The organism is Serratia sp. FDAARGOS_506, assembly GCF_003812745.1.
Classification (GTDB): Bacteria; Pseudomonadota; Gammaproteobacteria; order Enterobacterales; family Enterobacteriaceae; genus Serratia.
The window spans coordinates 2,420,713-2,445,580 of record NZ_CP033831.1; the positions used below are offsets into that span (position 1 = coordinate 2,420,713).

30 protein-coding genes are annotated in these 24,868 nt (G+C 60.4%); 20 read left to right on the forward strand and 10 right to left on the reverse strand.

The features are described from left to right. Position 1 precedes the first annotated feature (1 nt). Positions 2–265: a DUF333 domain-containing protein gene (locus EGY12_RS11720; protein WP_049235155.1), complete on the forward strand. Its 264-nt coding sequence runs from the start codon at positions 2–4 to the stop codon at positions 263–265. A gap of 35 nt (positions 266–300) precedes the next feature. Here EGY12_RS11720 and EGY12_RS11725 read toward each other — a convergent pair whose 3' ends face one another. Then, on the reverse strand, positions 301–918 hold the full coding sequence (locus EGY12_RS11725) for a hypothetical protein (RefSeq protein WP_123893739.1): 618 nt from the start codon (positions 916–918) through the stop codon (positions 301–303). 106 nt (positions 919–1,024) lie between these two features. After that, positions 1,025–1,714, reverse strand: a complete 690-nt coding sequence (locus EGY12_RS11730) for a transporter (RefSeq protein WP_123893741.1) — start codon at positions 1,712–1,714, stop codon at positions 1,025–1,027. A gap of 139 nt (positions 1,715–1,853) precedes the next feature. Between EGY12_RS11730 and EGY12_RS11735 the strand changes: the two genes are divergently transcribed. After that, positions 1,854–2,636 carry a DeoR/GlpR family DNA-binding transcription regulator gene (locus EGY12_RS11735; RefSeq protein WP_123893743.1) on the forward strand — a complete coding sequence of 261 codons (783 nt, stop codon included), beginning with the start codon at positions 1,854–1,856 and terminating at the stop codon, positions 2,634–2,636. 2 nt (positions 2,637–2,638) lie between these two features. Continuing rightward, on the forward strand, positions 2,639–3,022 hold the full coding sequence (locus tag EGY12_RS11740) for a VOC family protein (RefSeq protein ID WP_123893745.1): 384 nt from the start codon (positions 2,639–2,641) through the stop codon (positions 3,020–3,022). Here the strand turns inward: EGY12_RS11740 and EGY12_RS11745 are convergent, their stop codons facing one another. Further along, positions 3,023–3,931, reverse strand: coding sequence for a LysR family transcriptional regulator (locus EGY12_RS11745; RefSeq protein WP_123893747.1), 909 nt, complete (start codon positions 3,929–3,931; stop codon positions 3,023–3,025). 125 nt (positions 3,932–4,056) lie between these two features. Here EGY12_RS11745 and EGY12_RS11750 point away from each other — a divergent pair, with 125 nt between their 5' ends. The 5 genes from EGY12_RS11750 (at position 4,057) to EGY12_RS11770 (ending at position 7,032) form a co-directional block, all read left to right on the forward strand. Beyond that, the gene (locus EGY12_RS11750) at positions 4,057–4,938 is read left to right on the forward strand and encodes a pirin family protein (protein ID WP_038873171.1); all 882 of its coding nucleotides are present in this window, start codon (positions 4,057–4,059) and stop codon (positions 4,936–4,938) included. Between the two features lie 117 nt (positions 4,939–5,055). Further along, the gene (gene ycaC, locus EGY12_RS11755) at positions 5,056–5,682 is read left to right on the forward strand and encodes an isochorismate family cysteine hydrolase YcaC (protein ID WP_049202321.1); all 627 of its coding nucleotides are present in this window, start codon (positions 5,056–5,058) and stop codon (positions 5,680–5,682) included. A gap of 154 nt (positions 5,683–5,836) precedes the next feature. Then, positions 5,837–6,166, forward strand: coding sequence for a hypothetical protein (locus EGY12_RS11760; RefSeq protein ID WP_123893749.1), 330 nt, complete (start codon positions 5,837–5,839; stop codon positions 6,164–6,166). Between the two features lie 75 nt (positions 6,167–6,241). Further along, a complete protein-coding gene (locus EGY12_RS11765) occupies positions 6,242–6,694 on the forward strand; it encodes a thiol-disulfide oxidoreductase DCC family protein (RefSeq protein WP_123893751.1) in 453 nt (150 codons plus the stop codon). Between the two features lie 86 nt (positions 6,695–6,780). Further along, entirely contained in the window at positions 6,781–7,032 is a 252-nt protein-coding gene (locus EGY12_RS11770) for an ABC transporter ATP-binding protein (protein WP_123893753.1), read from the forward strand. On the opposite strand, the gene EGY12_RS11775 is transcribed toward EGY12_RS11770, so the two are convergent. The 3 genes from EGY12_RS11775 to EGY12_RS11785 all read right to left on the reverse strand — a co-directional run bounded on the left by EGY12_RS11775 (position 7,023) and on the right by EGY12_RS11785 (position 9,321). Next, complete coding sequence (locus tag EGY12_RS11775) at positions 7,023–7,571, reverse strand: GNAT family N-acetyltransferase (protein WP_123893755.1); 549 nt, start codon at positions 7,569–7,571, stop codon at positions 7,023–7,025. The genes EGY12_RS11770 and EGY12_RS11775 overlap by 10 nt on opposite strands. 95 nt (positions 7,572–7,666) lie before the next feature. Further along, the gene (locus EGY12_RS11780) at positions 7,667–8,410 is read right to left on the reverse strand and encodes a DUF2076 domain-containing protein (protein ID WP_123893757.1); all 744 of its coding nucleotides are present in this window, start codon (positions 8,408–8,410) and stop codon (positions 7,667–7,669) included. 125 nt (positions 8,411–8,535) lie between these two features. Then, complete coding sequence (locus tag EGY12_RS11785; protein WP_123893759.1) at positions 8,536–9,321, reverse strand: helix-turn-helix transcriptional regulator; 786 nt, start codon at positions 9,319–9,321, stop codon at positions 8,536–8,538. Positions 9,322–9,438: 117 nt separating this feature from the next. Here EGY12_RS11785 and EGY12_RS11790 point away from each other — a divergent pair, with 117 nt between their 5' ends. Next, the gene (locus EGY12_RS11790) at positions 9,439–10,209 is read left to right on the forward strand and encodes a class I SAM-dependent methyltransferase (RefSeq protein ID WP_123893761.1); all 771 of its coding nucleotides are present in this window, start codon (positions 9,439–9,441) and stop codon (positions 10,207–10,209) included. 57 nt (positions 10,210–10,266) lie between these two features. Here the strand turns inward: EGY12_RS11790 and aqpZ are convergent, their stop codons facing one another. Then, the gene (gene aqpZ / locus EGY12_RS11795; RefSeq protein WP_004940529.1) at positions 10,267–10,962 is read right to left on the reverse strand and encodes an aquaporin Z; all 696 of its coding nucleotides are present in this window, start codon (positions 10,960–10,962) and stop codon (positions 10,267–10,269) included. Between the two features lie 426 nt (positions 10,963–11,388). Between aqpZ and EGY12_RS11800 the strand changes: the two genes are divergently transcribed. Further along, on the forward strand, positions 11,389–12,750 hold the full coding sequence (locus EGY12_RS11800) for an esterase-like activity of phytase family protein (protein ID WP_123893762.1): 1,362 nt from the start codon (positions 11,389–11,391) through the stop codon (positions 12,748–12,750). A gap of 33 nt (positions 12,751–12,783) precedes the next feature. Here the strand turns inward: EGY12_RS11800 and EGY12_RS11805 are convergent, their stop codons facing one another. Next, positions 12,784–13,959, reverse strand: a complete 1,176-nt coding sequence (locus EGY12_RS11805) for a low temperature requirement protein A (protein WP_123893764.1) — start codon at positions 13,957–13,959, stop codon at positions 12,784–12,786. 308 nt (positions 13,960–14,267) lie between these two features. Between EGY12_RS11805 and EGY12_RS11810 the strand changes: the two genes are divergently transcribed. Both EGY12_RS11810 and EGY12_RS11815 read left to right on the forward strand, forming a co-directional pair. Then, complete coding sequence (locus EGY12_RS11810; RefSeq protein WP_038873191.1) at positions 14,268–14,552, forward strand: YdgH/BhsA/McbA-like domain containing protein; 285 nt, start codon at positions 14,268–14,270, stop codon at positions 14,550–14,552. A gap of 239 nt (positions 14,553–14,791) precedes the next feature. Continuing rightward, positions 14,792–15,349, forward strand: coding sequence for a class I SAM-dependent methyltransferase (locus EGY12_RS11815; RefSeq protein WP_060423257.1), 558 nt, complete (start codon positions 14,792–14,794; stop codon positions 15,347–15,349). On the opposite strand, the gene EGY12_RS11820 is transcribed toward EGY12_RS11815, so the two are convergent. Further along, the gene (locus tag EGY12_RS11820) at positions 15,350–15,811 is read right to left on the reverse strand and encodes a GNAT family N-acetyltransferase (protein WP_123893766.1); all 462 of its coding nucleotides are present in this window, start codon (positions 15,809–15,811) and stop codon (positions 15,350–15,352) included. It abuts the gene before it with no gap. Positions 15,812–16,024: 213 nt separating this feature from the next. Here EGY12_RS11820 and EGY12_RS11825 point away from each other — a divergent pair, with 213 nt between their 5' ends. The 4 genes from EGY12_RS11825 (at position 16,025) to aroL (ending at position 20,462) form a co-directional block, all read left to right on the forward strand. Continuing rightward, entirely contained in the window at positions 16,025–17,140 is a 1,116-nt protein-coding gene (locus EGY12_RS11825; RefSeq protein ID WP_123893768.1) for an ABC transporter substrate-binding protein, read from the forward strand. Next, positions 17,133–19,256: a TonB-dependent siderophore receptor gene (locus tag EGY12_RS11830; protein WP_123893770.1), complete on the forward strand. Its 2,124-nt coding sequence runs from the start codon at positions 17,133–17,135 to the stop codon at positions 19,254–19,256. The genes EGY12_RS11825 and EGY12_RS11830 overlap by 8 nt, the downstream gene beginning before the upstream one ends. A 53-nt stretch (positions 19,257–19,309) precedes the next feature. Then, complete coding sequence (locus tag EGY12_RS11835) at positions 19,310–19,828, forward strand: GNAT family N-acetyltransferase (RefSeq protein ID WP_123893772.1); 519 nt, start codon at positions 19,310–19,312, stop codon at positions 19,826–19,828. Between the two features lie 109 nt (positions 19,829–19,937). Beyond that, entirely contained in the window at positions 19,938–20,462 is a 525-nt protein-coding gene (aroL, locus tag EGY12_RS11840) for a shikimate kinase AroL (protein ID WP_033642032.1), read from the forward strand. Positions 20,463–20,498: 36 nt separating this feature from the next. Here the strand turns inward: aroL and EGY12_RS11845 are convergent, their stop codons facing one another. Further along, positions 20,499–21,242: an AraC family transcriptional regulator gene (locus tag EGY12_RS11845; protein ID WP_123893774.1), complete on the reverse strand. Its 744-nt coding sequence runs from the start codon at positions 21,240–21,242 to the stop codon at positions 20,499–20,501. A gap of 96 nt (positions 21,243–21,338) precedes the next feature. On the opposite strand from EGY12_RS11845, the gene EGY12_RS11850 reads away from it, so the two are divergent. The 4 genes from EGY12_RS11850 (at position 21,339) to EGY12_RS11865 (ending at position 24,843) form a co-directional block, all read left to right on the forward strand. After that, positions 21,339–21,743 (forward strand): nuclear transport factor 2 family protein, encoded by a 405-nt coding sequence (locus EGY12_RS11850; protein ID WP_123893776.1) that lies wholly within the window; start codon positions 21,339–21,341, stop codon positions 21,741–21,743. A gap of 47 nt (positions 21,744–21,790) precedes the next feature. Further along, positions 21,791–21,991, forward strand: coding sequence for a YaiA family protein (locus EGY12_RS11855; RefSeq protein WP_004940491.1), 201 nt, complete (start codon positions 21,791–21,793; stop codon positions 21,989–21,991). A gap of 302 nt (positions 21,992–22,293) precedes the next feature. Beyond that, entirely contained in the window at positions 22,294–23,067 is a 774-nt protein-coding gene (locus EGY12_RS11860) for an IclR family transcriptional regulator (protein WP_123893778.1), read from the forward strand. Between the two features lie 219 nt (positions 23,068–23,286). Then, a complete protein-coding gene (locus EGY12_RS11865) occupies positions 23,287–24,843 on the forward strand; it encodes an OPT/YSL family transporter (RefSeq protein ID WP_123893780.1) in 1,557 nt (518 codons plus the stop codon). The last annotated feature ends 25 nt before the right edge of the window (positions 24,844–24,868 follow it).

Consider the following 24,868-nt stretch of genomic DNA (forward strand, 5'->3'; position numbering starts at 1 on the left):
AATGAAAAAAACGTTGATGCTTTCCCTGTTGGCAGGGATGACGATACTGCAGGGGTGTTCCGTGAAATCCAACGATGCGCCGCCGCCGCCGCAGGTGAAACCGATCGGCATGGCGAACCCGGCCGACGTGTATTGCACCCAAATCGGCGGCAAGCTGAATGCCAAAGAGAACGCGGCAGGCCAGTATTCCACCTGTACCTTGCCGAGTGGGCAGGAAATTGAAAGCTGGGAGCTGTTCCGCCGCGATCACCCGGTGAAAAAGTAACCCTCGCGGCGCCGGCGCTTCCGACCGGCGGCCGATCAGAATTGGCGATCCCCTATCGACTGCAGCTGCAGGCTGCCGTCCTTCTGTAGCGTCAGCGGCATGCGCCAATCGCTCTGTTTATCCAGGTTGAACGGCCGGGAACGGAACATGCAGCCGGTCTTGATGTTCTTGATTTTCATGACGTGTTCCGCGTCCGCATTGATTTTTACCTCGAAGCTGCCGGCGGGCGGAATAAAGACTTCCGCCAGCTGCTGCGGCGCCGCCGGTGTTTCCAGCTTGACCAGCACTGCGAAATCGTTGCCTTGATTATCCAGCGTCAGCCGATGCAGGCCGGTCGCGGGCAGCCGTGTCGGCTGATGCAGATAACCGGCTGAGGCGGGCCACGGTTGTCCGGCATTGTCATGCAGCGGCCCACCGCACTGCTCACGCGCCTCGCGCAGCGGCATTTCGCGCTTTATCGCGCGATTGTAATCGGTGGGGGCGGCGAGGCTGAACTCGTCGTCATAGTGGTGGGCGCGCAGATAGCGCTTGGCGCCGAGCACCCCGACGGCGACCAGCATGAAGAACAAAAATATTCTCAGGCGATTTTTAAAAATCAGCCCAAACAGCTTCCCGGGGAGTTGAAACAGCCACCTTGCGATCGTCAATAACATCGTTTTCCCTTCACGCCCAAGCCGTTACGTCTGCGGTAACTTCGCTTGCCTCAGTATAGCCAAAGCGTTGCCTCCAGGCGGCATGTGCCATGAAATTCCTGTTTTTTTACCCTAAACCTTCCTCTAACAGCAACAGCAGCAGGAAACCGACAAAGAACATCGCGGCGGTGAACGGTGTCTCTTTCCCGCCTTCATGCGCTTCGACCAGCAGCTCCTCGGTCACCAGGTAGAGCAGGGCGATCAGGCCAAAGGCCAAAAAGGCGGTCAGCCAAAATGCGCCCAGCATGGCCACCGGCGCGCCCAGCAGGCCACCGATGGGCAGCAGCAGCGCCAGGCCAACTATCGCCGCCATGGCACGCAGCCGCCTGCCGAGAAAGTCTTTCAAATCGCCAACGATCGACAACCCCAGGAACAGCACTTCCAGCGTTAACGCCAGCGTCAACAGCAGGCCGGCTTTGGCACCGGCCGCGAAGGCAATACCCAGCACCAGCCCATCGATAAAGATATCGACGCCGACCGCGGCGATAAAACCGACCGGCCCCTGCGCTTTTTCCCCCAACTGCCGAACCAGCAGCATTAACAGCACCCCCGCAGCGCCGCCCAGCAACACGGCCACAGGCGATTGCTGCTTGAGATCGGGCAGGATTTCGGTGGCGGCGGCGGCGAAAACGATGCCGGCGGTAAAGTGATGGATGACGCGCATCGCGGCGGCGCCTGGGCGGCGATAGAGCGCCACCGCAGCGCCGACGACGGTGGCTGCGGCGGGAAACAGCGTATAAAGCACGGCGGAGGTCATCGCGTCATAATCCCTTATCTGTGATGTCCCTTTCAGTCTAGACGAGCGCCGCCGCTTCAGCGTGGCGAAAAAAAGTGTTTGTTCGATTATGTACGTTTGTGTACATTTATGATCACTTTAGCATCACCGGATTTACGCGATGTCCAAACTGTTACCGAATGAACGCCACCAGGCCATTCTCGACGCGCTTCGCCAACAGGGCCGGGTGCTGGCCCTGGAGATGGCGCAGCGGTTGAACACCACTGAAGCGACCATCCGCCGCGATCTGCGCCAGCTGGCAGCGCAGAACCTGTGCAAACGCATCTATGGCGGCGCGCTGGCGCCGACGCCGGCCGAAGGCCCGGTTGCGGCGCGCATTGCGCTCAGCGGCGATGAGAAGCTGGCGTTGGCGCAGACGGCGCTGGGGTTGATTGGTGAAGAGCAGCTGATCTTTCTCGATGCCGGCAGCACCCACCTGTATCTGGCGGATCTGTTGCCGCGCGATCGGCGTTTGACGGTGGTGACCAATGCATTGAGCATCGCCGGAAAAATGCTGGAACGGCCGGGGCTCCGCACCATCCTGATCGGCGGTGAGCTGGATGCGCAGGTCGGCGGCTGCGTAGATGCCAAGGCGGCGGAAGAGATAGACGGTTTTCATTTCGATCTGGTGTTCACCGGCATTTGCGCCTACGACCCGGATGGCGGCTTCTCCGCACTGAGCTACCAGGACGCCACGTTCAAAAAGCGGCTGCTGACGCGCGCCGGCAGCGTAGCGGTGCTGTGTACCCGCGACAAGCTCAATACCTACGCTCCTTACCCCTTCCTGCCCGCCGGGCGGGTGGATCATCTGGTGACGGCGCGCGGCGCGCATCCGCAGCTCGAGCTGCAGGTGGCGCAGGGCGGCGGCCAGGTTTGGCACAGCGATTTACCGACCGGAGAATGATGATGAAAATAGCCCATGTTGCCCTGTGGACCCGTGACATCGACGCGCAGCTGGCGTTCTGGCAGCGTTATTTCAACGGTAAAGCGGGCGAGGAGTACGTCAGCCGCAACCGGCCGGGGTTCGTTTCCCGCTTTGTCAGCCTGGCGGCGGGGCCGACGCTGGAGATCATGCGCGTACCGACGCTGTTGCCGGCGCAGCCCCAGGAAGAACGGGTGGGCTGGGCGCACATCGCGCTGTCGCTGGGGGATGAAGGGCAGGTCGACCGGTTGGCGCAGCGCGCGCAGCAGGAGGGCATTCTGCAGTCCGCGCCGCGCTGGACCGGCGACGGCTTCTATGAGGCCGTCCTCCGCGATCCGGACGGCAACGCAATCGAAATCACCGCCTGATCACTCCTCTTCGATGCTGGCAAACTGCTCACCCAGATAATCGAGCAGCAGCCGCACCGCCGGCAATAAACCGCGGCGCGACGGGTAGACCGCATGTACCACGCCGCCCTGCGGCTGCCAGCCGGGCAGCAGCTGGACCAGTTCGCCGCGCAGCATGTCGTCACGCATCATCATCGCCGGCAGCTGAACGATGCCGGCGCCGGCGATGGCGGCGGTGCGCAGCATCAGCATGTCGTCGGTGACCAGCCGCGGTGTGTGTTCCCACTCGACCCGTTCACCCTGCGGGCCGGTCAGCCGCCATTGGTGCTGAGCGCGCGCCGGGCCGAGATCGAGCGTCGGGTATTTACGCAGGTCTTCCGGCGTGTGCGCCGGCCCGAGGGTGCGCACCAGCGCCGGGCTGGCGGCGACGCACCAGGTGCGCTGCGCCAGGATCTTCAGCACCAGATCGCTGTCTTCCAGCGGCGGCGGCCGCACGCGGATCGCCAGATCCAACCCTTCCCCCACCACGTCCACCCGGCGGTTGGTGGCCTCCAGATGCACCGTCACCTTCGGATAGTCGGCCATAAAGGCCGCCACCATGCTGCCGACGCGGGTGTGCAGGATCGCCACCGGGCACGACATGCGCACCGTACCGCAGGGCTCGGCGCGCGTCTGTTCGATCGCCTGCTGCGCCGCTTCCGCTTCCACCAGCATCGCCTTGCAGTGCGCGTAATAGTTTTGGCCGAGCTCGGTCACCGAGAAACGCCGCGTTGAGCGTTGTATCAGGCGCACGCCCAGCCGCTCTTCCAGCAGCGCCACGCGGCGGCTGAGCTTGGATTTGGGAATGCCCAGCGCCCGGCCGGCGGGAGCAAATCCCTGGTGATCGACCACGCTGGCGAAGAAAAACAGATCGTTCAGATCGGTCAGCATCTTATCCCTTATCGTTCTACCAGTAGAACGCTGAGTGTACATCTTGCCTACTACTGCAGCAAATCCCGGCGGATTAAACTTCTGTCATCAACTTAAGGCCGTGAGGTCTGAAACGGGAGTTCAAGATGAAAAAAATCCTCGGTATTCACAACAGCCCGGAAGCACATTGGGTCGGTAACGGTTTCCTGGTGAATTCGCTGTTCTCTTATAACGATTTGGGGGCGGAAATGAGCCCGTTCCTGCTGCTGGATCATGCGGCGCCAACCAAATTCCGCTCTGCCTCCGGCACCCGCGGCGTGGGCCAGCACCCGCATCGCGGTTTTGAAACGGTGACCATCGTCTATCAGGGCGAAGTGGAACACCGCGACTCGACCGGCAGCGGCGGGGTGATTGGTCCCGGCGACGTCCAGTGGATGACCGCCGCCTCCGGCATTCTGCACGAAGAGTTCCATTCGCGGGACTTCTCACGCAAGGGCGGCACCATGGAAATGGTGCAGCTGTGGGTCAACCTGCCGGCCAAGGACAAAATGGCCGAGCCGGGTTACCAGACGCTGCTGAACGCCGATATTCCGGTGGTACCGCTGGCGGACGGCGCCGGGCAAGTGCGGGTGATCGCCGGTGACTTCGGCGGCCATGCCGGCCCGGCACGCACTTTCAGCCCGCTCAACGTGTGGGATATGAAGCTGAATGCCGGCCATACCACCACGCTGACGGTGAAAGAAGGCCATACGCTGGCATTGGTGATGCTGCACGGCGCGATCCTGGTCAACGGTGAAGAAGTGGTGCGCGAAACCCAAATGGTGCGTTTCGACCGGGCGGGGGATTCGATCACTATCGAAGCCAACAACGACGTCGCGCTGCTGGTGCTGAGCGGCGAACCGATCGATGAGCCTATCGTCGGCTACGGCCCGTTCGTTATGAATAGCGACGCGGAAATCCAGCAGGCGTTCCGCGACTTCAACAGCGGCAAGTTCGGCAGCATGAACGCCGAAGCGAGCGCCGGCTGATCGCAGGCACCTGAGCCGTGAAGCGTTCTTCGGCTCAGGCGCTACACTTAAACCTCAACGCCCCGTCCCAGCGGCGGGGCGTTTCATCCGCAACATCTACCCCACAGGAGTAAAACCATGACTGCAAATTACAAACGCCTCGACAAGGACCAGGCCGCCGTATTGCTGGTGGATCATCAGGCAGGGCTGCTTTCGCTGGTGCGTGATATCGATCCCGATCGGTTTAAAAACAACGTGCTGGCGCTGGGTGATTTAGCGAAGTACTTCAATCTGCCGACCATTCTGACCACCAGTTTTGAAAACGGCCCCAACGGCCCGTTGGTGCCTGAATTGAAGGCTCAATTCCCCGATGCCCCGTTCATTCCTCGCCCCGGCCAAATCAACGCCTGGGACAACGATGACTTCGTCAAGGCGGTAAAAGCCACCGGCCGTAAACAGCTGATCATCGCCGGCGTGGTGACCGAAGTGTGCGTGGCCTTCCCGGCGCTGTCGGCGCTCAATGAAGGCTTCGAGGTCTTTGTGGTGACCGACGCCTCCGGCACCTTCAACGAGCTGACGCGTCAGTCGGCCTGGAGCCGCATGGAAGCCGCCGGCGCGCAGCTGATGACCTGGTTCGGCGTCGCCTGCGAGCTGCACCGCGACTGGCGCAACGACATTGAAGGCCTGGGCACGCTGTTCTCCAACCATATCCCGGACTACCGTAACCTGATGACCAGCTATAGCACGCTGACGAACGGTAAGTAACACGGCGGCCCTTTACCCAACCTTTCGCCTTTCATCACGTTAGACGCGGGATGTAAGCAAAACGTAGCGGGGCGAAAAGGTAGCGAAAAGCGGCTTTCTCATTGGCCGGGGGCGGGGTAGCGTAATCCCGAACCCGGCAAATGAGGCTAATTTAATGAAACAAGCAATCAAGATCCTGGCGCTGCCCTGCATGGGCATGGCGCTGTTGTTCAGCGCGAGCGCGATGTCGGCCCCCAAGGCGCCTGCGGCCAACGCGTTGCCGCCCGCGGCGGATGAAGCGATGCGCATGCCGCCTTTCCCGGGCGGGCACCCGCCCAAGCCGGGGTTCTGCCACGGCGGCGAACTGTTCTGTGCCACCTCGGCCAGCGACAATCCGGTAGAAACCATCAACAAGCTGACGGCGGTGATCCCGGCGGGTAGCGCCAAGCATTACGAGGTGCGCGTCGCGGTGGTGGACGTGCCTGACGCCCCGCCCGCGCGTTAACGGGCCATGTCATCCCGCTCTGGTTCGCACGTCCAAGGCGCGTTAGGCTAAGGCGAGCGTTTATCGGGAGGCGGGATGACCCTTTTATCACCATTGCCTTATCTCCAGCCCGGCGAGCGCGCGCTGTTGTTCGACGGCGAATGTAATCTGTGTCACGGGCTGGTGAGGTACCTTATTCGCGCCGATCGGCAGCGGCGCATTCTGTTGGCGACAGTGCAATCCGTCGAAGGACAGGCGATCCTGCAGGCGTTGGGGTTGCCGACCGATCGTTTCGATTCCGTGGTCTATGTTGAGCAGGGGCGTTATTGGCTGCGTTCGGCGGCGCTGTTCCAGGCGCTGCGCCAGTTGGGGGGGCCGTACCGCGTGCTGGCGCTGGCGCGTTACCTGCCGCAGCGGCTGGCGGACAGGGTCTATGATGCGGTCGCCGGCAATCGCTACCGGCTGTTTGGCCGCAACGAGGGCACCGGCCTGCCGGGCGCCGATCAACCCGGGCGCTATCTGCCCCGGCGGCGGGAACCGCCGGCCTGAGCTTTACGCTTCTTTACCATCCAACCGCTTGAAATATCAACACTCCAGCTCCATATAATGGAACGTTCAGCCAACAAGGAGCGCGTATGGGAATCAGTGAAGAAGAGCACATCCGCCGTTTGACCCAGGAGAAGAACGACATGGGCAATGCGGCGAAATGGGTGGCGATCGTTTCCGCCGTCTACTTTGCCTTGATGGTGTTTTACGGCCACCCGACCGGCGTGTTGGCGATGTCGGGCGCGGTGTTCATCGTCTCTACGACCACCTGGCTGAAAAAACGTCAGAAGGTCAAATCTTACCGCATGGCGTTGGCCAAAATCAGCGACGATCAGCCCTGATAGTCACCGCGCTTTAGCGTATACACCAGGCTCGGCGCCGCGCCGGGCACGTCATCCAGCGTATCCACCCGCTGCATACCAATCTTTTCCAGCACCCGCCACGAAGCCTGATTCTCCGCGCGCACAATGGCGGAAATCTCACCCAGTTCCAGCCCGATAAAACCGTATTGCAGTGAAGCCCGCGCCATCTCGGTGGCCAGCCCCATGCCCCATACCCGGGTGTCGAAGCGATAGCCGAGGTTAACGGTGCGCTGCCCGCCGAGCGGTTTCCAGGACAATCCGCCAAAACCGATAACCCAATCCGGCTGCTCGCGCAGGGCGAGCGCCCAGGAGCCGTAGCCGTGTTGCCGCCAGCCGGCGAGCCGCTCCTGCAGCGCCGAGGCGGCCTGCGCTTCGCTGGTGAGCGGGCCCGCGGGGTTGAAGCGTTGGGTTTGCGGATCGCCAAAAATGGCGTAGAAACGTTCGAGGTCCGCCATCACCGGCGGCCGCATCTGCAGGCGTTCGCTGAAGTACGGGGTTGAAGGATTAAAGCTCTGCATCGTTTCTCCCGGCCGGATAAATGAACAGCGTTTACTGTAGTCCAGATCGGCGAAACGGGAAATCCCCCCTCTGCGGGTGAGAGGGGCGAGGGGCATTACAGGAAGGAGTCGTCGTCGTCGTTGTAATCGTCGGCGTAGTCCGTGTCATCCTGGTAGTTGGCGTTCTGGAAGCCGTTGTCCTGATTCAGGAAGCTGCCGCCGTCGCCGTTGTTGAAGGTATCAAGGTTGTTGGAGGCGTCGAAATTGCGCATCGCGCTGTCGTCCAGCGGCGCCGGGTTTTCTTCGATAATATTCACGATTTCCTGCGGCTGCGAATGGCGGAACATACCGGTCAGCATGTCGGCCAATACCACGCCGCCGGCGACACCCGCCGCCGTTTGCAAGGCCCCACCCAGGAAGCCGCCGGCGCGCGAAGGCGCTGCCTGTTGCGGTTGGGCATAGGCTGGCTGCTGCGGCTGTGAGTAGCCCCCCTGCTGCGCGTTATTCCAGGCCGCCGCATTTTGCTGTTGCGCCTGATACTGTTCACGCGGGCTCGGCGTACTGCGGTTGCCGCCGCCGAACAGGCCGGCCAGGAAGCCACCGCTGCTCTGCTGGCCGTTGGCGGTTTGCTGCAGCTGCGCCACTTGGGCCTCCAGCTCTTTGACCCGCTGGTCCATCTGCTTGAGCGCCGCTTCCTGAATGATCATCGCCTGCGCCATGTAGTAAGGGGCGGAAGGCTGTTCGCGAATATGCTGATTGATTTGCTGCTCTGCCTGGAGATCCCGTGGGCCAGTCTTGGTCTCGGCTTCTTTCAGGCGGCCAAACAGACCATCGATAAGGCGTTGTTCTTCGGATTGCATAGGAGTACCTCAGGAGATAAATAACGGTGCTGGATGATCGCTGTCATCGGTAACCATCACCCTAGCGCGTTTACATGAACCAATAAATAAATGGCGGGTAAACCTGTCTATGAATTTGTTACCAATTACGGCAGCGGGATCAGCATCACCAGCTTCAGACCACCGTGCTCGGCCGGATGGAAGGTGAGCTGGCGATAGCGCAGCGCACCTTGCTGAGGGTGATCGAATGCGCGCTCGCCGCCTTCGCGCGCCATCACGTCATGCTGTTTCCACCAGTGGTTAAAGTCCGCACTGTTGTGCGTCATGTTGCGCACGAAGGCGCGCATCTCTTCGGTATTTTGATGATGGCTGGTTTCGGCGCGAAATTCGGCCACCACGCGGCGAGCACGCTCTTCCCAATCGCTGACCAGCGTTTTCGCCAGTGGGTGGAAGAACATGAAGTGCAGCAGGTTGGGGCTGTTGGCCACATCCAGCCAGCCGCTGAACAGCGCCGCCGCCTGCGGGTTCCAGGCGACGACGTTCCAGGTTACGTCCAGCAGGTAGCAGGGTACCGTCATCTGGTGCACGCTTTGCAGCACTACGTCGTTGGCCGTTTCGCGGTGCGTTTCCTGTTCGGGGTCGGCGACGCGCGCCAGGGTAAACAGATAGTGGCGTTCGGCGGGGCCGAGCCGCAACGCCTTGGCGATGCGTGCCAGCGTATAGGGGGAAATGGACACTTCGCGCCCCTGTTCGATCCAGGTATACCAGGTGGCGCTGATACCGCTGATTTGCGCCAGCTCTTCGCGCCGCAGACCGCTGGTGCGACGGCGCGAAGAGCTCGGCAGGCCGAGCATTTCCGGCGTGATGCGTTCGCGGTGCGCGCGCAGGAACGCGCCGAGGGCCTTTGGCCCGGATAAGGCTTCTGATGACATAGCGTGGTACCTATTTATACCAGGATAACTGCTCATATTGTACCCGTATAGTAGCCTGATTATAGTAGCCGAAAGCCTTCAGGCACAGGCGAAAGCCGGATAATAATGGGAGCAAACATGAGCATCAGCAACAGCCATAAAAACGCGGTAGACCGGCAGTTCGGCGAGCAGGCCAACGCCTATTTAACCAGCGCGGTGCACGCGCAGGGCAAAGATTTGCAACGTCTTGCACAGTTACTGGAACCGCACGCCGACGCGCGCCTGCTCGATCTGGGCTGCGGCGCAGGGCACGCCAGTTTCACGGCGGCGGCCAGGGTGGCGCAGGTGGTGGCCTACGATCTGTCGGCGCAAATGTTGGCGGTGGTGGAGCAGGCGGCGGCGGAGAAAGGCCTGAGTAACATTCAGCTACAGCAGGGCGTGGCGGAGTCTTTACCGTTTGAGGACGCCGGCTTCGATCTGGTTATCAGTCGCTATTCGGCGCACCACTGGCACGACGTTGGCCAGGCGCTGCGCGAAGTCAGGCGGGTATTGAAGCCGGGCGGCAGAGCGATCTTTATGGACGTGGTCTCGCCGGGACATCCGCTGCTGGATATCTATCTGCAAACCGTGGAAGTGCTGCGCGATACCTCACATGTGCGCAACTATGCGCCGGGCGAGTGGCTGGCGCTGTTGACCGAGGCCGGGCTGGTCGTGCGCGAGGTGACGTCGGATCGGTTGATGCTGGAGTTCGCCAGTTGGGTGGAGCGCATGCGCACGCCGGCGCATTTCGTTACCGCGATCCGCGCGCTGCAGCAAAGCGTGTCGCAGGAGGTGGCGACGCACTTCGCTATTCAGCCGGACGGCTCCTTTACCAGCGATATCATGATGTTTGAAGTGACGAAGGGCTGAAAGCAACGGGGCAGCCGATGAAGGCTGCCCCGTGAAACGCTATCGACTGTGATGCGCTTATTTTTTATCTTCCAGCAGGCAGCGGTAGATCAGGCCGCCGATAATGCCGCCGACCAGCGGCACCAGCCAGAAGACCCACAGCTGCTGTAGCGCCCAGGTGCCCTGGAATATCGCTACACCGGTGCTGCGCGCCGGGTTGACGGAGGTGTTGGTCACCGGGATGCTGATCAGGTGGATCAGGGTCAGCGTCAGGCCGATCGCCAATGGGGCGAAGCCTGCCGGCGCACGTTTGTCGGTCACGCCATGAATAACGATCAGGAAGAAGGCGGTCAGCACCAGCTCAATCACGATCGCAGCCTGCAGAGAATAACCGCCTGGTGAGTGTTCGCCGTAACCGTTGGAGGCGAAACCGCCTGCGGTAGCGTCGAAACCGGCTTTGCCGCTGGCGATCAAATACAGCACCGCCGCTGCGGCGATACCGCCGATCACCTGAGCGATAACGTAAGGGATCACGTCTTTCGCCGCGAAACGACCGCCGGCGAATAAGCCAACGGTAACCGCCGGGTTAAAATGCCCGCCGGAAATATGTCCGACGGCATAAGCCATCGTTACCACGGTCAGACCGAAAGCGAGCGCGACGCCGAGGAAACCAATACCCAGCTGTGGGAATGCTGCTGCTAATACTGCGCTACCACAACCACCAAACACCAACCAAAATGTGCCAAAAAATTCAGCAAAAAGTCGCTTTGACATAGATTCCATCCTACGGAATAGACTAACGGGCGTTAGCACTAAAAACTATAGAACAGCTTTTTCAGATCATGCAGATATTCTATAGAATTTTCTTAATGCACCTTGAATAACGGCGGTATTAAATCCCCGGCATTTAATTTTGTCTATGGGAAAAACGCCGTTTTTCGCCGTGTTGGCGCGCGTTTGCCGATTTTTTTATCTTTGATATAAGAATTTACCCTAAGCGAAATGAGCGGCTATTTTTGGGCGTTTTTTTCCAGCGGTTTTCTCCATTCAATATCCTCAGGTTAATTGCTAATTTCTATTTGCCAGTCAACCTTATTGCCTTTTGCACATTTGACGAAGCGCCTATCGTCATCTAAGTGTCATGCTAAATTAATATCTTCTTCTGCCTGATAACGCTTCATTCAACCTCGGGTAAAAACCATGAAAATAAAATCGCTCTCCCTGCTGTTGGCTTCACTGTTTCCTGTATTCACCTACGCTGCAGATATTGAGGTGGCGCGCTATGTGGTCGGCTTCCCCGGCGGGGAACGCGTCGCCTATCAGGGGGGGTTCGCCAAGAATTTCCCGCAGGGGCTGCCGGTGGGGATCGGCTCAGGACTGACATTCAATAGCAAGCAGGGCGACGATCTGGTGCTGACGACGCTGACCGATCGCGGCCCGAATGCTGATGCCCCTGCGGTGGGCAAGCAAGAAGCCAAGATTTTCGCCAATCCGCAATTCGTACCTCTGTTGATGGACATTCGTATCGGCGGCGGCAAGGCCGTGGCCGAGAATGCGCGGCCCTTGCATGATGAAAAAGGGCCGATTAGCGGGCTGCCGCTGCCGGGCGAGCTGATTGGTTCCACGAACGAAGTGGCGTTGAATGACGCGTTGCAGCCGCTGTCCGGCGATCGCCGCGGGTTGGATACCGAAGGCATTACCAGTGATGGCAACGGCGGCTATTGGCTGTGTGATGAGTACGGCCCGTTTCTGATCCATATCGACGGCAAAGGTAAAATTCTCGCCAAATACGGCCCAACGCCGCAGGCCGGCGAGCAGGCAGTGGCGGGCGGTTTGCAGAACATCCTGAAGTGGCGCCAGCCCAACCGCGGTTTTGAGGGGCTGACCCGAATGCCGGATGGGCGCATTCTGGCGGCGGTGCAGAGCACGCTGGATGTCGATGGTAAAAGCAAAAACAAGGCGCAGTTTACCCGGCTGGTGAGTTTCGATCCGCGCAGTGGCAAAACCGCCATGTACGGCTATCCCATCGATATCGACAGCTATAAAAAAGCCAAAGACGCCAAAATTGGCGATGTGGTGGCGTTGGACAATCAGCGCATTCTGTTGATTGAGCAGGGCAGCGGTAAAGATAAAACAATGATCAACAAGATCTATCTGGTGGATCTCGCGCAGGCCAGCGATCTGAGCGCGTTTGACGGCCAGGGGAAAGCGCTGGAGTTCGACGATGCGAAAGAGCTGGCCAAACGCGGCGTGAAGCTGGCACAGAAACGGGAAGTGGCGGATCTGCGCCAGTTGGGTTGGCGCCAGGAGAAAGCGGAAGGATTGGCGCTGATTGACGATCGCACGCTGGCGGTGATCAATGACAACGATTTCGGCCTGCAGGCCAAGCTGGTGGACGCATCGCCAAAGAGCAAGAAAATCGGCGACTACCAGTTGGAGAAAGAAGGGCGGTTAAGCCTCGACGGCGACAAGACCGACGCCCGTATTGAATTGCGCCCTCTGGAGCAGCCGGAGTCGCTGAGCGAGCTCTGGGTGCTCACCTTGCCGCAACCCTTGAAGTGACCGACATCGGGGGCGATAGCGCCCCCATTTGCTTCAGGCCTCCGCGTGCCGCTGCGGCGCTCTGCCGCGAGAGATGCTCTCCCACACCGCTACCGCCACCATGATCAGCGTCGTCACGCCATTAACCATCAGCAGGTCGGTTAAATAGGCGACGGGGGCCAATACCGCCAGCGCCAGCAGCCCGACCAGGTGCGACAGCGGGAAGCGATGATACACCAGCCGTTTATACAGCGCGTTGGCGAACAGGTAGAGCGCCGGGCCGAGCAGCAACACCGCCGCCGTGGTGTGTTGGATGCGGCCGTCGGGATGGGCGATCACCAGCTCGTTGGCCACGGCGCAGACGATGATGGCGCCCACCAGCGCGACGTGCACGTAATGGAAGTAAGCGCCCAGCTGGCCGGGGTTTTCCGCCTGGCTGATGGCGTGGCTGCCGGCTTTGCTGCTGGTGTCGAAGTAAACCCACCACATCGCCAGGCTGCCGAGAAAGGCCACCAGCGAGGCGATGAGCACCGGCAGGCTCCAGCTTTCCATCTCGCTCAGGGTGGCGCCGGTGATCAGAATGGTTTCCCCCAGCGCCACAATCACGAACAGCTGGCAGCGCTCCGCCAGATGGTGACCCTCGATGGTCCATTCGCTGCTGCTGTCCGAGCGCCCCAGCACCGGCAGCCGGAAGCCGAACATCGGCGAGACGTATTCGCACAGCACGGCGATCGTCCACAGCGCCAGGCGGGCATTGCCTTCCGCCAGCCCACCGGTGATCCAGAAGACGGCGGAGATGCACAGCCAGCCGAGAATGCGGTGAAAGTTTCGTTCTAACGGATGCCCGGGCGCCAGCAGGCGCAGCACCGTGACGGAGCGCCCGACCTGGATGGCGACATAGAACAGCGCGAAGATCAGGCCGCGCTCGCCAAACGCCTGTGGCAGCGCGGCGGCGGCGAACAGCCCCAGCAGCATGATAGCGAACAGCAGCAGGCGGATCTGACGGGTATCCGGATTGAACCAGTTGGTGACCCAGGCGGTGTATTGCCAGGCTAGCCAGACGGCGAACCACAGCAGCAGGGTTTCCAGCGCGCCGGTCAACGTCAGGTGATGCAACAAATAGTGGGAAAGTTGAGTCACGGCGAAAACGTAGATCAGATCGAACAGCAGCTCGGAAAATGAGACCGAAGCGCCCTGACCGTCACGCACGCGCAGCAGGTTTTGCGACATAAGCGTTCTTCCTAAAGGGTAAGCCACAAAATCAGCGTAGCTCAGCGCGCCCCGGCGGGTAAAAAATCTTAAATAGCGGCGGCGCGCGTTCTTTCTTTCGCGCCGTCTTTAATTGTTCATCAAATAGGGGTAAGGTGAATTCTATTAAAAGCGTCCCCGCCTTAAAATACACACTCGCTCTTACTTCCTCCTTATTCTCCTCACAATGATTGATGTTCTTTACGTTGCATGACGTCCGTTTTCATTGGCTAGCGGATAATTAACATCACTGACAACGAGCTAATAAACAAGAACACCTGGAGTCAATCATGAAACTTATCCCAAGCATCGCAGCAGTATTGATCGCCGCCGCTTCCTTCTCCACTTTCGCCGCGCCGCTGTCGTCGGTGAAACAGGTCAACAGCGAACAGGCCGCCAATCTGCAAAGCCTCGGCGTGGTGTCGGTTTCCGGCATTAGCGGTTCACCGCATGACGCCATTCATGCCCTGAAAGAAAAAGCCGCGGCGGACGGCGCCGGCCATTATCGCATTATCGGTCTGGACACCCCCGGGGATTCCAGCAATTGGCGCGGCAATGCGGAAATTTACCGCTAAGCGTTGGCTTTTTTACCCTCTGGCCACGGCAACGTGGCCAATAAAATAAACGGTCGTAATAATTATCTGATAGGGCGCGCGTGGGCGGCTTATTTTCAGGTCATTATTACGACCGTTTTCTTTTTCCGCTGCGGCTGAGGTTGCATTTTATTACAACTGTGTCCGCCGCTTTCGGAATCATGTTAATGATTACTTAAGAAATTCAGCTCACATTGAGGGCTTAACCCAAGGAGGCCTCAATGTTAAATGCGACCCGGCTGCAACTGATGAATCACTTCGCTTACCTGCAGCAATTCATGGCTTCACCGCGCACCGTCGGTACGCTGGCACCTTCTTCCCCGTGGCTGTGCCAGGCGATGCTGAACCAGGTTGAATGGACCCGGGCGCTGTCGATCGCGGAGCTGGGTGCGGCGGACGGCGTACTGACCAAACGTATTCTGGGGCGGATGCGCGCCGATGCGGCGCTGGAGGCTTTCGAGATCCAACCGCATTTCGTGCATCGGCTGCGTGGGATAGACGATCGGCGGCTGCAGGTGATGGCCCATTCGGCAACCCAGATGGCGACGGATTACGACGTGGTGTTTTCCTGCTTGCCCCTGCTGTCGATCCCGGTCAGGATCAGCGTGCGCATTCTTCAGCAGGCCCGGCAGCGGCTGCTGGCGCGCAACGGCACGCTGGTGCTGTTCCAATACAGCCACCTGTCGGAAAAATTGCTGTCCCGCTATTTTCATTGGAAGCGTTTGCGGGTGGTGCGCAACTTCCCGCCGGCGCTGGTGTATGTCTGTACGCCGCGTTAATTACAGCGTTTTCGCCATCACTACGACTTCTTCGTCATGTTGCCGCCGGCGCTCCAGAGGCTGCCAACCCCAGCCGGCGTACAGCGCTTCCGATTTGTCGGTGATGAGATGCAAAACCGAATGATGACGCTGCCGTGCCGCTTCGACGATCGCCATCTCCAGGCGATGGGCAATGCCCTTGCGGCGGTGATCGGGATGAACGAACACGCCGGCCAGCCACGGGGTGAGATCCTGGCGCTGGTGATCGTCGCTGGGCCAAAGGCTGGCCATGCCAACCGGACGATCGCCGTCGATCATCATCAACGTCAGATGATCGTCGCCAGGCCGGCTGCATTGGGCGAAGCGCAACTGGGTGCGCTCCAGCGATCCGCCGTGCTGTGAGCCCCACTGGCCGAAGGCCCAGGCGGCACACACATCGGCAAACTGCGGGCACTCTGACAGCGGAATAATGCGTTGAGCCATGGATGTCCCCTATTTTTATGGTTTCCACTCTATTTAACCGATTTCTCCGCCATTTTTTTAACTTTTTAAAGCCGTTCTTTTAGCGCTTTCGCGGTGTTTTACTGCGTACCCGCCGCCATTTGCCGGATTTCTTTTGGCAATTGCCGCGCAGGATTGCAAGTGCTAATGAGAGTGATTATCATGCGCGCACTATTCCTCCGTGTCGGCTTAATCATGCGCAATTCCCTTATTTTACTGCTGCTTTCCTTATGGCTCGGCGCGTTCTCCGCTCAGGCGAAAACGGTGACCGATATCACCGGCCGCCAGGTCGTGGTGCCGGACAACCCGCAGCGTATTGTGGTGGGGGAAAGCCGCATGCTGTATACGCTGGCACTGCTGGAGCCGGGCAACCCCGCGCAGCGCATCGTCGGCTGGCCGGCGGATCTGGCGCGGTTCGATGCGCAAAGCTGGCAGCTCTATACGCAGAAGTTCCCGCAGATCGCCGCGATCCCCGTTATCAGCGGCAATAATTTCCGCCAGGTTAATATTGAAAGCCTGCTGCAGCTGAAGCCGGATCTGGTGATCCTGGCGCGTTACGCGCGTGAAGACGGCGACAACGATCTGCTGGTTTCCGCGCTGAACAAGGCCGGCGTGGCGGTGATCTACGTCGATCTGCGCATCGATCTGCTGAACAACACCGTGCCGAGCGTGCGGCTACTGGGTGAAGTGCTCAATCGCCAGCAGCGTGCTGAGCAGTTCATCGCGTTTTATCAGCAGCATATGGCGGTGATTCAGCAGCGGCTGGCGGGCTATCAGGGGCCGAAGCCCAAAGTGATGCTGCACCTGCATTTGGGGCGGCGCGATACCTGCTGCACCACCGCCGCGCACGGCAACCTCGGCGATCTGCTGGCCTTCGCCGGCGGCGACAACATCGCCAACGCCAGCGTCAAAGGGGTGTATGGCGAGCTGAACCCGGAAACCATTCTGAGCGCCAATCCCGACGTTTACCTCGCCACCGGCATGGCCGGGCCACAGGGCAAGCGGCTGTCTGATCTACGCCTCGGGCCGCAGGTCAGCCAACAGGACGCCGCCGACAGCTTCCGCCGGCTGATCGCCAAACAGCCGATGCTGGCCAGCCTGCAGGCGGTGAAGCATCACCGCGCCTGGAGCGTCTGGCACAACTTTTACCTCAGCCCGTACCACGTGGTGCTGGTCGAGATGTTCGCCAAAGCGTTTTACCCGGATCTGTTCGCCGACATTAACCCGCAGCAGACCTTCCAACAGCTGTATCAGCAGTTTTTGCCGTTACCTTTTTCAGGGACCTATTGGAGTCAGTTAGATAATGAATAACAACAAGCGCGGCTGGTGGTGCGCATTGCCTTTGGCGGCCTGCGCGACATCGCCGACGTGGGCGGCGGAGAAAGCTGCGCCGCAGGAAGAGAGCCTGGTGGTGGTCGGCCGCAAAGATGCCGACGGCGTGCAGAGCTATCAGCCGTTGACCAGCGTCACCGGTACCCGCAGTGAAACCAGCCTGCTGAACGTGCCGCAGGCGATCGACGTGGTGCCGCCGCAGGTGATTACCGATCAGGCGGTCAGCAGCCTGGACGAAGCGCTGTACAACGTCAGCGGCATTACCCAGGCCAACACGCTGGGCGGCACCCAGGACGCGGTCATGAAGCGCGGCTTCGGCGACAACCGCGACGGCTCCATTTTGCGCGACGGCGTGCGCTCGGTGCAGGCGCGCAACTTTACGCCGACCACCGAGCGGGTGGAGGTGCTCAAGGGGCCGGCCTCGATGCTGTACGGCATGGGCGAGCCGGGCGGGATGATCAACATGATCACCAAAAAGCCCCAGTTGCAGCAGCATACCCACGTGGAAGGCTGGGGCAGCAGCTTCAACGGCGGCGGCGGCCAACTCGACGTTACCGGGCCGCTCGGCACGTCGGGGTTTGCCTATCGCATGATCGTCGATCACGATGAAACCGATTACTGGCGCAACTTTGGCCGTAATCGCCAGACGGTGATCGCGCCCTCGTTGATGTGGTACGGCGAGAACACCACCGTGCGGCTGGCCTACGAGCATATGGAATATCTGGTGCCGTTCGATCGCGGCACCATTATCGATTCGCGCACCGGCAAACCGGTGAATACGCCGCGCGATCGCCGTTTCGACGAAGCCTATAACGCCACCCGTGGCGATCAGGACAGCATTACCCTGCAGATCGATCAAACGCTCAACGAGCGCTGGAAAAGCTCGCTGACCTACGCCTACAGCCGCAACAGCTACAGCGATAATCAGGCGCGCGCCACGGCGTTGAACCCGGTGACCGGCGTGTTGAGCCGCCAGGCCGACTCGACCGCCAACGCCGTCAGCCACGCCAACGCGGTGCAGCTGACGCTCAATGGCGACGTGGACTGGGGCAGCATCAACCACCAGATGCTGTTCGGCTTCGATTTTGAAGATAACCGCACCTTCCGCGGCGACATGATCCGCGGCAAGAAGAACAGCGATTTCAATATCTATCATCCGGTATACGGCCTGATGCCGCCGTCGACCGCGGTCAGCGCCAAAGACAGCGACCAGCGGGAAAACCTCACCAGCTACGGTTGGTTTATGCAGGATTCCATCCAACTGACCGATCAATGGCTGGTGATGGGCGGTTTGCGTTACGACGCTTTCGACGTTTATGCCGGCAAAGGACGACCGTTCCAGACCAATACCGACAGCTCGGACAGCAAGTTGGTGCCGCGCGCTGGGGTGATGTACAAGCTGACGCCTTACGTGTCGCTGTACAGCAGCTATACGGAGTCGTTCAAGCCGAACTCCTCCATCGCCACCCAAATTGATTCGCTGCCGCCGGAGCAGGGCAAGTCGTGGGAAGTGGGCGGCAAACTGGCGCTGCCGAACGGCGTCACCGGCACGCTGGCGTTGTTCGACATCACCAAGCGCAACGTGATGGTCAATGAGCTGGTGGAGGGCGAAACCGTGACGCGCACCGCCGGGCGCGTGCGTTCGCAGGGGGTGGAGCTGGACGTGGCCGGTAATCTCACCGATTCGCTGAGCCTGATCGGTTCCTATGCGTATACCGACGCGCGGGTAGTGGACGATCCGGATAACAAGGGGAAAGAGATGACCAACGTGGCGCGCCACACCGCCTCGCTGTTTCTGACCCAGAACCTGGGCAGCCCGGGTCTCTACAGCGGCGATGAGGTGCGCATCGGCGCCGGCGCGCGCTACGTAGGACGCCGCCCGGGTGACGCTGCCAACAGTTTCTACCTGGATAATTACACCGTTGCCGATGCGTTCGCCGCTTACACCATGCCGATCAACGGCTATCGGGTAAAATGGCAGCTGAACGTGAAGAACCTGTTCGATAAAACCTACTACCCGTCCAGCGGCGGCAATTTGCGCGTGGCGGTGGGGGAACCGCGTGAGGTGGTGCTGCGCGGCAGTATCGATTTCTAAGCTACGGGCGGTGAAATTTGCTTAAATAACCGCCCCAACGTTAAGGAGAACCCATGAGCCTGCAGATTCGTTTGGCGCAGCAACGGGATATCGTGCATCTGATGGCGGTTGAACGTTCGGCGGCGCAGCTGTTTCGCCAACAGCCGGAATGGCGCTTTATCGCCGAAGGCGAGGTGATGGCCCCGCAGCAGCATGCCGCGTTTATCGCCGAGCGCCGTGAATGGCTGGCGGAAAGCGACAACGGCGAGTGCGCCGGTTTTATCGCCGTGCAGACTCAGGGGAAAGATTGGCACATCGCCGAACTGTCGGTCGCCGGCACCTGGCAGCGGCAGGGCGTCGGCCGTCGCCTGATCGGCGCGGTGGCGGAAGAGGCCAAACGGCAGGGGGCTGACCGCCTGACGCTTACCACCTTCATCGAGGTGCCGTGGAATGCGCCTTACTACCGGCGACTGGGATTTCAGCCGCTTGACGATGCGCGGCTCACGGCCGCCTTGCGGCGGCATCTGGATGAGGACCTGGCGCACGGCTTTGCCGTCGGCAGTCGCTGTGCCATGGAATTTACACTATCGTAAATATTGAAATACAGAGTGGTCAGGGTATGATGCCACCACCACGCCATCGCACCCGCTCGGTATTTTGGTATGCAATGCACTCAAGTCACCGCATAAGGGACAACCCGTAATGACACAAACCCTGTTCATGATAGGCGCTCGCGGAGCCGGCAAGACCACGGTAGGCAGCGCACTGGCGCTGGCGTTGGGCTATCAGTTCGTCGATACCGATCTGTTTATGCAGCAGGCGGCGCAGATGAGCGTGGCGGAAATGGTCGAACGCGAGGGCTGGCTGGGGTTCCGCCGCCGTGAGACCATCGCGTTGCAAACCGTGACCAAGCCGTCAACTATAGTTGCCACTGGCGGCGGCGCGATCCTGGCGGAGGAGAACCGTCAGTTTATGCGTCAGCATGGCACCGTTATCTACCTGCGTGCGCCGGCCAGCGTGTTGGCGCAGCGGTTGGAAGAGTACCCGGAAGATGCGCAGCGCCCGACGCTCACCGGCAGGCCGATCGCCGAGGAGATGCTAGAGGTGCTGGCGGCACGCGAAGCGCTGTATCAGGACGCTGCGCATTACGTGATGGATGGCGCTGCCGATCCGCAGCGTGTGGTGGAACAAATTCTCGCGGTGTTGCCGCGTGAGACGGTGAAATAACCCTTTCTGCTCTTCGGGCGCTGGGCGCCCGTTCTCCTATTCCGTTTGCCGAGCCGGCGCAAAGTAAGCCCCGGGGGTGACGCCGAAGCGGCGGCGAAAGGCGGCGATATAGGCGCTGACGTTGTCGTAGCCACAGGCATCGGCCACCTCGCCGACCGTTTCGCCGCGTGATAATCCCTCCAGTGAACGTAACACCCGCGCCTGCTGGCGCCACAGCGCGAAGCTGATGCCGGTTTCCTGCAGAAAGCGGCGGCTCAGGGTGCGCGGGCTGAGCCCGGCCCAGGCGGCCCAGTCGCGCTGGCTGCGCGGGCCGGCGGGATCGTTCAGCAGCGCCCGGGCGATGTTCAGCAACCGGTCGTCCTGCGGCAGCGGCAATTGCAACGGCGCGCGGCTTGCCGTGTGCATTTCGTCCAGCAGCACCTGCAGCAGCCGCCGTTGCGGCGCACTCAGCGGGCCGACGGGGAACTGCGCGATGCGCTCTACCAGGGCCTGCAACAGCGCAGAGGCCGTGAACAGCTGCGGCTGCGGCGGCATCTCCGGCACGCTTTCCACCGGCAGATACAGACTCCAGCCCGCCACGTCGCCGCAGGCCAGCGCCTGATGGGCGCATCCCGGCGGCAGCCAGCCCAGCGTACCGCCGGTGATCGCCCATTGCCGGCCTGGGAGTTCCATTGCCAGCATGCCGCGCGTCAAGAGATAGATCTGGCCGCCTTCGTGCCGGTGCCAGGGCGTCAGGTGCTTTTTTTCATGTTGAAGGCGTTGGCTGCGGATCTGCGTCATGTTGGCCGTTTAACGTTATTAAAAGTCTTGATGTGGTTATTATGCCATCGCCTGACCGGGATAGGATCGCCGTTCACCCTATTTCGGAGAAACGTGATGACTCAACTTACCCCACTGGATCTGGTACTCGATACGCTGCGGCAGGTGGTCGCCAGCCCGGAGCACCGGCCGATGCAGCTCGCCGCCCGTTTCAGCGCAGACTACCGCCAGCAGGTGGATGGCAAGGTGCTGAACTTCGAGCAGTTTGAACAACACATGGCGCTGCTGAAGCGGCAAACTCGCCGCATGACGCTGAGCGTGATCGCGGCAGCGGAGCAGGGCGAGGCGGTGTTGACCCACCATCTGGTCGAGCTGGAAAAGCGCGACGGCTCCAGCAGCCGCGTGCGAGTGTTGGCGCACTTTACCGTACGTGAAGGTCGCATTTGCGCCTGCGACGAACTGACCGAGCTGTTGGCGGGCGCCCCCGGCGACCGCGATCTCGGCTCGCGCGTGCCGGAATGAGGGCGGCTGCTATACTTGCTACTGTGTGAAACACACGGGAGAACGGCATGCGCGAAAATGATCAACCTGCTTATCCACGGAGCGCCCGCGTCGTAGAGGTGTTTCGGGGCGACCCGAACCTGCATCTGCGCCGTTTTGAAGTGCGCACCGACGACATTGAGCCGAATACGCTGCTCAGTGAACATGAAACCGAGCAGGAAGCGCTCGACGCCAAGCACCGCTATGAGGACGAGGCGTTAGAGCTCTGACCTGCAGCCCAGCGGAAACCGGCGCCAGGCCGGTTTCCTGTTTATGGCTTGGATCGACGCCCCTCATTCCCTTTCTGCGCTGATTTAGCAGCTTGTCCTGCCATTCATTATTTTCAAAGCGTATCGTTATTTTAATCGACGTGGCGAAGTTGGCGTTCTGCGCATTATTTTCATTTAAAAAGCACGAATGCCTTTTATTTTGCAGCTGACAAAAAATAAACAGCTTGACGCTGCGCAGTTCGGGTTTTAGTTTTTAATTATAAAACAGGAACTGAGTTCCATATAGTGGAACAAGGCGAATCATGACAACGCTGGAAAATGCCGCTGCGGTATTAAAACTCTTTTCTCAACAACGCGTGATGCATGGCCAACCGGGTATTGCATTCAGTGACGTGGTGGGCCAATTGGCGCTGCCGAAAAGCACGGTATCTCGCCTGCTGCAGGCCATGGAAAACCAGGGCATGCTGGAGCGCGATCCCGATAGCCGGCGTTATCGCATCGGCGCGCTGTTGCTGGCGGCATCCAGCCACTACCTGTCGATGCCGTTGGTGGACAGCCTGGCGGCCAGTATGGCGCAGCTGTGCCGCCAGACGGCGTGTACCGGCTACCTTTCGATATTGGAAGGGCAGGAGATCATGGTAATGCGCATGTTCCCCGGCCGCCACTTTTTGCAGGTGGTCACCCCGGCGGGTTACCGTTCGCCGGCGGCGGAAACTTCGGTCGGGCGGGCGATACTGGCGCGTGAAAGCGACGAGCAGGTTCGGGCGCGTTACGCCGGCGGTTACCGGGCGTCTTCGCCCAATGCGCCGCAAACGTTGGATGCGCTGTTGCAGAAGTTGCAGCAGGTGAGGCGTCAGGGATGGTCGCTGGCGCGCAATGAAACCTTAAACAGTATCAGTTCGCTGGCGACCGCGCTGGTGAACAAGCACGGCAGCGAGACGGTAGGGCTGTGCCTGTCCTTCCCTTCGCAGGGAGAAGAGCAGCCGTTTGTGCCGGAAGTCCTGGCCGAATTAACCGCAGTCAGCCGCCAACTGGCGGAAAAATATGGCGATGATTATTGGCAACAGATCAAATAACGCGCCTGAGCTATCGCGTTTCATCATAATTAACGAGCGCCGACACCAGGGAGCTCATTAATTATATTTCACCGTATTTTATTGGTGAGAAGTAGATAGGGTAAATAAGAAAATAAACACGTTATGACGCCGGCAGTTCCAAATAATGGAACTGCCGCGGCGAGCTATCGCCTGGCGTTATTTCCGGCATGCGGCAGGAAATATTCAGGGAAACCAAGAATGAAATCAAATAATCCGCTAAAAGAGGCCGGCACGCTGTTGGTCATGGCGTTGCTTTCGGTGGTGGGGGCGATCATCGGCGTTCAGCTGATCACCACGCTGGGCGTGACGCCCAACACTTCGATCATCGGTGCGCTGATCGCCATGCTGCTGGCACGCATTCCGCTACAGATGTTCCAACGCTACCGCTCGGTGCATACCCAGAACCTGGCGCAAACGGTGATCTCCTCCGCCACCTTCGGCGCGGCCAACTGTCTGCTGATGCCGATTGCGGTGCCTTATGTGATGGGGCAACCGCAGCTTATTTTGCCGATGTTCTGCGGCGTGGCGGCGGCGATGCTGCTCGACGCCTATCTGCTTTATCGCCTGTTCGATACCAAAGTGTTCCCCGCCGCCAATGCCTGGCCGCCGGGCGTCGCCGCCGCGGAGGCGATTAAAGCCGGCGATCGCGGCGGCAAGCAGGCCTGGCTCCTGGTGGTAGGCGTCGTGGTGGGCATCGCCGGCTCAATGCTCAAGATCCCTATGGCGGCCTTCGGCACCGCCTTTATCGGCAATATCTGGGCGCTGAGCATGTTCGGCGTCGGGCTATTGCTGCGGGCCTATGCCGAGCCGGTGGCCGGTTTGGATATCAACGCCCATTTTATTCCGCACGGCGTGATGGTCGGCGCCGGCCTGGTGGCGCTGATCCAGGTTGCCCAGGTGATCCGCAGCCGCCGCGCCGATAGCGCCGGTTATACCCAGCCGGACAGTGCGGTAAGCAAAGCGCTCGGCCTGGGCGCAGTCGGCTACATCGCCATCGCCGCGTTTTTGGCTCTGGTCGGCGGGCTGTTTAGCGAGATGTCGCTGCCGATGTTGGCGCTGTTCGTGATTTACGCGGCGTTCGCTGCTTTCGTTCATGAATTGATCGTCGGTATTGCCGCCATGCACTCAGGCTGGTTTCCGGCATTCGCGGTGGCATTGATCACTCTGATCGTCGGTATCCTGATCGGTTTCCCACCGCTGGCGTTGTGCATCCTGACCGGTTTTACCGCCGCCACCGGGCCGGCCTTCGCCGACATGGGCTTTGATTTGAAAGCCGGCTTCATCCTGCGCGGTTACGGCCAAGATCTGCGGCAGGAACTGCTGGGGCGCCGCATTCAGCTGTTTGCGGCGCTGATCGCCTTTCTCATCGCCATTCCGGTGGTTTACCTCTCTTATCACAGCTATTTCCTACAGGACCTGATCCCGCCGGTCGCGCGCGTTTACGCGAAGACCATCGAGGCCGGTGCGCAGCCGGGCATCGCCTGGAGCCTCTTGATCTGGGCGATCCCCGGCGCTGTGGTGCAGCTGATCGGCGGTCCTAAGCGCCAGCTCGGCGTACTGCTGGCAACCGGCTTACTGATCAACAACGCCTTGGCCGGGTGGGCGGTGCTGGTCGGCATCGCGCTGCGTGTGGCGATCCTGCGCCGTTGGGGCGATCGCGGCCGCACACCGATGGAGATCATGGCGGCCGGGTTTATCGCCGGCGACGCGCTCTACAACTTCTTCAGCTCGATTTTTTCCAGCAAGGGCAAATAGCCCATGCCGATGACATTGGTGAGGT

Bases quoted from the DNA above. Each gene is read 5' to 3' on its own strand.
- EGY12_RS11745 (WP_123893747.1), bottom strand. From the start codon at position 3,931: ATGCTGACCGATCTGAACGATCTGTTTTTCTTCGCCAGCGTGGTCGAT.
- EGY12_RS11775 (WP_123893755.1), bottom strand. From the start codon at position 7,571: ATGCAGAGCTTTAATCCTTCAACCCCGTACTTCAGCGAACGCCTGCAG.
- EGY12_RS11850 (WP_123893776.1), top strand. From the start codon at position 21,339: ATGACTCAACTTACCCCACTGGATCTGGTACTCGATACGCTGCGGCAG.
- EGY12_RS11785 (WP_123893759.1), bottom strand. From the start codon at position 9,321: ATGTCATCAGAAGCCTTATCCGGGCCAAAGGCCCTCGGCGCGTTCCTG.
- EGY12_RS11750 (WP_038873171.1), top strand. From the start codon at position 4,057: ATGAAAAAAATCCTCGGTATTCACAACAGCCCGGAAGCACATTGGGTC.
- EGY12_RS11735 (WP_123893743.1), top strand. From the start codon at position 1,854: ATGTCCAAACTGTTACCGAATGAACGCCACCAGGCCATTCTCGACGCG.
- EGY12_RS11800 (WP_123893762.1), top strand. From the start codon at position 11,389: ATGAAAATAAAATCGCTCTCCCTGCTGTTGGCTTCACTGTTTCCTGTA.
- EGY12_RS11810 (WP_038873191.1), top strand. From the start codon at position 14,268: ATGAAACTTATCCCAAGCATCGCAGCAGTATTGATCGCCGCCGCTTCC.
- EGY12_RS11740 (WP_123893745.1), top strand. From the start codon at position 2,639: ATGAAAATAGCCCATGTTGCCCTGTGGACCCGTGACATCGACGCGCAG.
- EGY12_RS11770 (WP_123893753.1), top strand. From the start codon at position 6,781: ATGGGAATCAGTGAAGAAGAGCACATCCGCCGTTTGACCCAGGAGAAG.
- EGY12_RS11855 (WP_004940491.1), top strand. From the start codon at position 21,791: ATGCGCGAAAATGATCAACCTGCTTATCCACGGAGCGCCCGCGTCGTA.
- EGY12_RS11780 (WP_123893757.1), bottom strand. From the start codon at position 8,410: ATGCAATCCGAAGAACAACGCCTTATCGATGGTCTGTTTGGCCGCCTG.
- EGY12_RS11760 (WP_123893749.1), top strand. From the start codon at position 5,837: ATGAAACAAGCAATCAAGATCCTGGCGCTGCCCTGCATGGGCATGGCG.
- EGY12_RS11845 (WP_123893774.1), bottom strand. From the start codon at position 21,242: ATGACGCAGATCCGCAGCCAACGCCTTCAACATGAAAAAAAGCACCTG.
- aqpZ (WP_004940529.1), bottom strand. From the start codon at position 10,962: ATGTCAAAGCGACTTTTTGCTGAATTTTTTGGCACATTTTGGTTGGTG.
- EGY12_RS11805 (WP_123893764.1), bottom strand. From the start codon at position 13,959: ATGTCGCAAAACCTGCTGCGCGTGCGTGACGGTCAGGGCGCTTCGGTC.
- EGY12_RS11765 (WP_123893751.1), top strand. From the start codon at position 6,242: ATGACCCTTTTATCACCATTGCCTTATCTCCAGCCCGGCGAGCGCGCG.
- EGY12_RS11720 (WP_049235155.1), top strand. From the start codon at position 2: ATGAAAAAAACGTTGATGCTTTCCCTGTTGGCAGGGATGACGATACTG.
- EGY12_RS11820 (WP_123893766.1), bottom strand. From the start codon at position 15,811: ATGGCTCAACGCATTATTCCGCTGTCAGAGTGCCCGCAGTTTGCCGAT.
- EGY12_RS11815 (WP_060423257.1), top strand. From the start codon at position 14,792: ATGTTAAATGCGACCCGGCTGCAACTGATGAATCACTTCGCTTACCTG.
- EGY12_RS11865 (WP_123893780.1), top strand. From the start codon at position 23,287: ATGAAATCAAATAATCCGCTAAAAGAGGCCGGCACGCTGTTGGTCATG.
- aroL (WP_033642032.1), top strand. From the start codon at position 19,938: ATGACACAAACCCTGTTCATGATAGGCGCTCGCGGAGCCGGCAAGACC.
- ycaC (WP_049202321.1), top strand. From the start codon at position 5,056: ATGACTGCAAATTACAAACGCCTCGACAAGGACCAGGCCGCCGTATTG.
- EGY12_RS11730 (WP_123893741.1), bottom strand. From the start codon at position 1,714: ATGACCTCCGCCGTGCTTTATACGCTGTTTCCCGCCGCAGCCACCGTC.
- EGY12_RS11830 (WP_123893770.1), top strand. From the start codon at position 17,133: ATGAATAACAACAAGCGCGGCTGGTGGTGCGCATTGCCTTTGGCGGCC.
- EGY12_RS11725 (WP_123893739.1), bottom strand. From the start codon at position 918: ATGTTATTGACGATCGCAAGGTGGCTGTTTCAACTCCCCGGGAAGCTG.
- EGY12_RS11790 (WP_123893761.1), top strand. From the start codon at position 9,439: ATGAGCATCAGCAACAGCCATAAAAACGCGGTAGACCGGCAGTTCGGC.
- EGY12_RS11835 (WP_123893772.1), top strand. From the start codon at position 19,310: ATGAGCCTGCAGATTCGTTTGGCGCAGCAACGGGATATCGTGCATCTG.
- EGY12_RS11860 (WP_123893778.1), top strand. From the start codon at position 22,294: ATGACAACGCTGGAAAATGCCGCTGCGGTATTAAAACTCTTTTCTCAA.
- EGY12_RS11825 (WP_123893768.1), top strand. From the start codon at position 16,025: ATGCGCAATTCCCTTATTTTACTGCTGCTTTCCTTATGGCTCGGCGCG.